5 protein-coding genes are annotated in these 6,545 nt (G+C 70.5%); 2 read left to right on the top strand and 3 right to left on the bottom strand.

Annotation, left to right across the window (positions count from 1 at the left end; translation table 11 throughout):
* Positions 1–235 precede the first annotated feature (235 nt).
* Positions 236–1,675 (bottom strand): MFS transporter, encoded by a 1,440-nt coding sequence (locus ACIBF8_RS31925; RefSeq protein WP_396787631.1) that lies wholly within the window; start codon positions 1,673–1,675, stop codon positions 236–238.
* An 85-nt stretch (positions 1,676–1,760) separates the two neighbouring features.
* Positions 1,761–1,997 carry a hypothetical protein gene (locus ACIBF8_RS31920; protein WP_030491902.1) on the bottom strand — a complete coding sequence of 79 codons (237 nt, stop codon included), beginning with the start codon at positions 1,995–1,997 and terminating at the stop codon, positions 1,761–1,763.
* Between the two features lie 146 nt (positions 1,998–2,143).
* On the opposite strand from ACIBF8_RS31920, the gene ACIBF8_RS31915 reads away from it, so the two are divergent.
* Complete coding sequence (locus ACIBF8_RS31915) at positions 2,144–3,304, top strand: geranylgeranyl reductase family protein (protein WP_396787630.1); 1,161 nt, start codon at positions 2,144–2,146, stop codon at positions 3,302–3,304.
* Positions 3,305–3,432: 128 nt separating this feature from the next.
* Here ACIBF8_RS31915 and ACIBF8_RS31910 read toward each other — a convergent pair whose 3' ends face one another.
* On the bottom strand, positions 3,433–5,223 hold the full coding sequence (locus ACIBF8_RS31910) for a bifunctional metallophosphatase/5'-nucleotidase (RefSeq protein ID WP_396787629.1): 1,791 nt from the start codon (positions 5,221–5,223) through the stop codon (positions 3,433–3,435).
* Between the two features lie 183 nt (positions 5,224–5,406).
* Here ACIBF8_RS31910 and ACIBF8_RS31905 point away from each other — a divergent pair, with 183 nt between their 5' ends.
* On the top strand, positions 5,407–6,309 hold the full coding sequence (locus ACIBF8_RS31905) for an SDR family oxidoreductase (RefSeq protein WP_396787628.1): 903 nt from the start codon (positions 5,407–5,409) through the stop codon (positions 6,307–6,309).
* Positions 6,310–6,545 lie beyond the last annotated feature (236 nt).

The raw sequence follows: 6,545 nt of genomic DNA, 5'->3' as shown, positions 1-6,545 counted from the left end.
AGGACATGCCGCTGACCGAGGCCGCGCAGACCGTGCAGGTCTCGGCCTACCCGGACGCCTACGCCCAGTGGGAGCAGCAGGCCGCCGACCTCGTCGCCCAGCACTGGAACAGCTGACCCCACAGCACCACCGGCACCACCGCACCACCGCACCACCGCACAACAGAACAGCACGACAGGACACCGACCGCTGGCCGGCACCCGCAACCCGGGGTGCCGGCCAGCGGCGTACCCGATCAGGTTTTGTGGTTGTGGGTGCGCCGGATGTCGATCAGCGTGGCGATCAGCGCGAGCACGATGATGCCGGTAGCCAGCATGAGGGAGTGTTCGAAGGCGGTGGTCCAGTCGCCGCGGCTGTCGGCCAGCGACGAGAAGAACAGCGAGCCGACGGCGGCGATGCCGGCGGCGGCTCCGATCCGCTGACCGGTCTGGAGCATGCCCGCGCCGCTGCCCGCCTGGCCTACCGGCACCTCGGCGAGAGTGATCGTCTGGTTGGGGGCGATCACCAGTCCACTGCCGATGCCGGCGACGAGCAGAGGGCCGGCGGTGACCCAGGGTGCCGGGGTGTCCGGCGCGAGGTGCAGCGCGATCACGGTCGCGGCCAGTCCGACGATCACGGTGAGCAGGCCGATGGCGACCAGTGGTCGGCCGAAGCGGTTGACGATGCGGCCACCGAGTACGGCGGCGGCCGCCGAACCCAGGGCGAACGGGGTGATGGCCAGGCCGGCGACGAGCGCGCTGTAGCCGAGACCCATCTGTAGGAACAGGGTGAAGATGAAGAAGATCGCGGTGAAGCCGCCGAAGTAGACAAGTGCCAGGACCGAGCCGAGGGTGTACGACTGGAGGCTGAACAGTCGTAGGTCGAACAGGGGTTCGTGGTGGCGGGCGTACCGCCGCTCCCACAGCCCGAAGGCGGTCAACACCGCCAGGCCGGCCGGGACGAGCGCCCATTTCCAGGGGGTGCGCCACTGCTGCTCCTGCACCAATGGCAGCAACACCAGGACCACGCCGATGCCGAGCAGCAGGACGCCGACGGGGTCGAGTCGATGCCAGCCAGGTTGGCCGGCGGCCCGGCCGGGCAACAGCCGCCAGCCGAGGATCACCGCGACGATGCCGACCGGCACGTTGACGAAGAAGACCCATCGCCAACCGTGTTCCTCACCGCCGATGGCGATGAGCAGCCCGCCGAGCAGCGGCCCGACGGCGGTGGAGATGCCGATGGTGGCGCCGAGCAGACCGAACGGGCGGGCGCGTTCGGGCCCGTGGAAGAGTTGCTGGATCAGCCCGATGACCTGTGGGTTGACGATGCCGGCGGCGGCACCCTGCAACAGTCGGGTGATGACCAGCCAGGTCGGGGAGGTGGCGAGGCCGGCGAGCGCGCTGGTGATGGTGAACAGCGCGATGCCGAAGACGAACGCGTTGCGCCGACCGCGGGCGTCACCGAAGCGGCCGGCGGGGACCAGCGCCAGGCCGAAGGTGAGCGCGTACCCGGAGAGGATCCACTGCAGGTCACTGGAGGACGCGTGCAGCGCCCGGTCGATGGACGGCACCGCGACGTTGACGATGCTCACGTCGAGCAGTGTCATGAACGCGGCGACAAGTCCGACGCCGACCGCCTGCCAGCGTCGTCGGTTCTCGGCCACGCTCACCGGCTGCGGCGTCTGCGCCGCGTTCATCGTGGCCCCCGTTGACCGTCGATCACGCATTGCTGATCGCTACCCGGGTCTTCGGGAGACGAATCGGCCGGGGTGGTTCCGCGGCTCACGCCATTTGGCGGGCGCAGAATCGGGGGCCGAAGTCGAGGCCGGCCATCGGCGAGTCCTCGCGGTGCAGCAGGCCCTTCTCGGTGAGCAGGTGCAAGGGGCTGCCCACCTGCTCTTCGGTGAGCCCGGACTCCTCGGCGATCAGGTCCGGGTAGGGCACCTGCCCGCGCGCCTCGAGGGTGGTGACCGCCTGGTACACCCGTTGCTCGGCCTCCGACAGTTGCACCTGCTGCATGGTTCCTCCTTCGCTCGTCCGCCATCGCGGCGGCGGTTGCCGTGCGCCGGTTACCCCCTCGGTGCCCGAAGATGCACACCCGATCGGGCGGTCGCCACGACCGGCGGTCCGGCGGTCGTGGTGGGGCGGTGCCCTAGGCTGCTTCCGTGATCGTTTGGGATCTCGTCGTCGTCGGCGCGGGCCCGGCCGGGCTGTCCGCGGCGCATGCCGCTGCCCGTGCGGGCGTCTCCACCCTCGTTGTCGAGCGGGCCGTGCACCCCCGGTACAAGACCTGCGGCGGTGGCCTGATCGGCACCTCCCTGGCGGCCGTTCAGGGCCGGATCGAGGTGCCCGCGCACGACCGCGTGGACCGGGTGACCTTCACCCGCGACGGCCGTCGGGAGTTCACCCGCCGCAACGCCAGTCCGGTGGTGACGATGGTGCGCCGCGAAGAGTTCGACGACCGGCTGCGCGCGGCGGCGGTGGCCGCCGGCGCGCAGCTGCGGGAGCGGGTCGCGGTCCGCGCGATCGAGCAGGACCCAGAGGGGGTACGCCTGCGGCTGGCCGACGGTACGACGATCGCGGCTCGTGCCGTGATCGGGGCGGACGGCTCGTCGGGCGTGACCGCCCGGCATGTCGGGGTTCGGTATCGGCAGGTGGATCTGGGTCTGGAGTTGGAGATTCCGGTGCCGCCCGCCGAGCAGGAGCGGTGGCGGGGTCGGCTGTTGTTGGACTGGGGTGCGATGCCGGGCTCGTACGCCTGGGTCTTCCCGAAGGGTGACCGGTTGACCGTCGGCGTGATCGCCGGTCGGGGCGCGGGGGAGGGGACTCGTGACTACCTGCGGCGGTTTGTCGACCGGTTGGGTCTGACCGGGCTGCCGGCCGAGCACGACTCCGGTCACCTGACCCGGTGCCGCGCGGAGGATTCACCGTTGCGCAACGGCCGGGTGCTGGTGGTGGGGGATGCGGCGGGGCTGCTGGAGCCGTGGAGCCGGGAGGGCATCAGCTTCGCGTTGCGCTCCGGTGAGCTGGCCGGTGCGGCGGTCGCGGGCGGTGATCTGGCCGGGTACGAGCGGGCGTTGGCCGAGCGTCTGCTGCCGGAGATGCGGGCGGGGTTCCGACTGCTCGACGTGTTCACTCGCCGTCCGGACGTGTTCCACGCCCTGTTGGCGACCCCGCCGGGCTGGCGGATGTTCGTGCAGTTCTGCCAGGGGCGGGCGAGCTTCGACGAGATGCTGCGCCGCCGCCCCGTCCGGGCCGCGCTCGCGGTGCTCGACCGGTTGTCGCATCCGCCGCGCCAGGCCACCGCCGCTCACCCAGGATCCTAGGACGCCCCACGGGGTGTGTGCGGGACCGGCCCGAAAAGGCCGAGGATCCGGTCCGCTGGAACGTGCAGGGCTGAGAAAGCGCGACGGGCCGTGGGTGTCGCCACCCACGGCCCGTCGACGAGGTGCGATCAGAAGACCGGCACGCCCTCGCGGACGAGGCGCCAGTTGGGCTGGAAGAAATCGGCCGGGTCGATCGTGCCCCGGGCCTGCGCCCAGTCGATGAGCAGCTGACGGATCTCCTGCTGCGCGTTGTAGACCTGGGTCTTCACGATGCCGGGGAAGTTACCGCCGCCGCTGCGCCGGTAGTTGTTCACCGCCACCACGAACTGGGCGTTGTCGGCCACCGGAGTGTCGGTGCCGGCCAACACCAGACGGGTGATCCGCTGCCCGACCGGCTTGGAGATGTCGATGTCGTAGTCCAGGCCGGAGAAGACGTCGTAGTTGTAGTCCGGCACCGCCGGGTCACTGATCTGCTCCGGGTCGACCGGGGCGCCCGGCGCGAGGGTGCGGAAGAACTTCGCCGAATACTCCAGGTACGCGCGCACCTCGGCGCCGCTGAGCACGACCGCCTCGAGGGTGTTGTCGTACACGTACAGACCGGCCACGTCGCGGATCTTCACGTCACCGGCGGGGAAGACAGCGGTGCGGCTGAACGGCGACGCCTGCGACAGCACCGGCAGGTCGGCGTACTGCGTGCCGGCCAGCGCCTTCGTGACGGTCTCGGCCTGGACGTGGTTGATGAAGTCCAGGATGGGGGTGTCCTTGTACCGCGACTCCACCGTGGACATCTCCACGGTGGCCTGGGCCACCACCTGGTTGACGTACGCCACGGTCTTCTGGTGCTGGGCCCGTACGGCGGCGAGCACCTTCGGGTCCTCGACCACCGTGTTGGTGTTCAGCATGGTGGCGGCCTTCTTGGTGATCGTCCACCGGCCCCGCTCACGGGCGAGGGTGAAGTCCATCCGGGTGAGCCGCTGGCCCCACTTCGACGGCTCGGAGAGCAGCACCTGCGCGCCGGTGCGCTCGTTGGTGACGAACCGCTCGACCACCTCGTTGTGCGCGTGACCGAAGAGGATCGCGTCGATCCCCGGCACCTGCTGGGCGATCAGCGCCACCGGGTTCTCGTTCGGCAGCTCCGGGCCATAGCTGGAGGTGCCGCTGTCACCGCCGTGCGCGGAGATCAGCACGAGGTCCGCGCCGCGGGCCCGCATGATCGGCACCCACTTCGCGGCGGTCGCGATCATGTCGTCGAAGCGCAGCTTGCCCTCGACGTTGCCCTTGTCCCAGATGGCCACCCCGGGGTTGGTCAGCCCCAGGATGCCGACCCGCAGGGTCGGCGCGGCGAAACCGAGGGAGACCTTCTTGATGACGTACGGCAGGAAGGCCGGCTTGCCGGTCTTCGCGTTGACCGCGTTCGCGGCGAGCGCCGGGAAGCCGAGCTGACGGATCCAGAGGTCCAGCAGCGGTAGACCGTAGTTGAACTCGTGGTTGCCCAGCGTCACCGCGTCGTAGTCGATGACGTTCATGGCCCGCGCCATCGGGTGCTTCTCCCCGGTGGCGGTGATCGGCTCCTGCTTGGCGTAGTACGTGGCCAGCGGCGTCCCCTGGATGGTGTCGCCGGCGTCGAGGACCAGCGTCGCCTTGCCGCGCCGCTCCCGGCGGATCTGGTTGATCAGGGTGGCCAGCTTCGCGACGCCGATGTCGTTCTGCTTGCTGTCGTCGTACTCGGCGTCGCGGTAGTAATCCCAGTTGTAGACGTTGCCGTGCGTGTCCGACGTGCCCAGGAGGGTGAGGTCCCAGGTGCGCGACCGGGCCGCGCCGGCCGCCTGCGCGGGCGCGGCGGCGATCAGCGGGGTGGTCGCCGCGGCCGCCGCGGCGACGAGCACCTGGCGGCGCGACGGGCCGGAGGGAGAGGTCATGACGTGCCTTTCCATGGGGATGGACGCGCCTCGTGAGCGCCTTGCGCACCATAACCAGCAGCGAGCACTCCCGCCACGGCAGCCCCAAGCGATGCAGCGGTTTCCGTAGGTCGACGCGGGGTAGGGCGGTCAGGGACGGCATTCGCGGGAGAGCCCGCTTCCGCGCGCAGCGAGGAGAATCCAGTGAGCGAGGACCAGCACACCCAGCAGGACCCCACCCGCCAGTACGGCCAGCAGGCCGGTCAGCCCGCACAGCAGCAGTCGGCGCCCGGCTCGACCCGGGAGATGACCCCGAAGCCGGACCACGGGGAGGAGTCGTACCGGGGCAGCGGCAAGCTCGACGGCAAGCGGGCGCTGATCACCGGCGGTGACTCGGGGATCGGCCGGGCGGTCGCGATCGCCTTCGCCCGGGAGGGCGCGGACGTGCTCATCTCCTACCTCAGTGAGGAGGAGGACGCCGACGCCCGGGAGACCATCCGGCTGGTCGAGGCCGCCGGTCGGCGGGGCGTCGCGGTCCGCGGTGACATCACCGACGAGGCGCACTGCCAGGAACTGGTCGATCGGGCGGTGCGCGACCTGGGCGGTCTCGACATCCTGGTCAACAACGCGGCGTACCAGATGTCGCAGGACAAGGGGATCCTCGGCATCAGCACCGAGCAGCTCGACCGGGTCTTCAAGACCAACCTGTACGCGATGTTCTGGCTCTGCAAGGCCGCCATTCCCCACCTGGCCGAGGGATCGGCGATCATCAACACGTCGTCGATCCAGGCGTTCGACCCGTCGCCGCAGCTGCTGGACTACGCTACCACCAAGGCGGGCATCGCGAACTTCACCAAGGCCCTCGCCGCGGACCTAGCCGAGCAGGGCATCCGCGTCAACGCGGTTGCACCGGGCCCGGTGTGGACGCCGTTGATCCCATCCACCATGCCGAAGGAGAAGGTGGAGCAGTTCGGCACCGACACCCCGGAGGGGCGCCCCGGGCAGCCGGCGGAGTTGGCTCCCGCGTACGTCTTCTTCGCCTCGCAGGAATCCAGCTACGTGACGGGCGAGATCCTGGGGGTCACGGGCGGTCGACCAACCAAGTAAATCCAGCGCGTCGCGTGCGAGTGCGGCCTGGTCGTGCGGTTCAACGGTGCGGCCTGGGCGTGCGGCTCGCGGTGCGGCCTGGGCGTGTGGTTCGCGGTGCGGCCTGTTCAACGGTGCGGCCTGGGCGTGCGGCTCGCGGCGCGGCCTGGTCGTGCGGTTCAACGGTGCGGCCTGGGCGTGCGGCTCGCGGTGCGGCCTGGGCGTGTGGTTCGCGGTGCGGCCTGTTCAACGGTGCG

Origin of the sequence: Micromonospora sp. NPDC050276 (genome assembly GCF_044459545.1) — a bacterium.
In the GTDB taxonomy this organism is placed as follows: domain Bacteria; phylum Actinomycetota; class Actinomycetes; order Mycobacteriales; family Micromonosporaceae; genus Micromonospora.
Note: the sequence above shows the minus strand (reverse complement) of the source record. Positions and strands in the feature narration are given on the sequence as shown.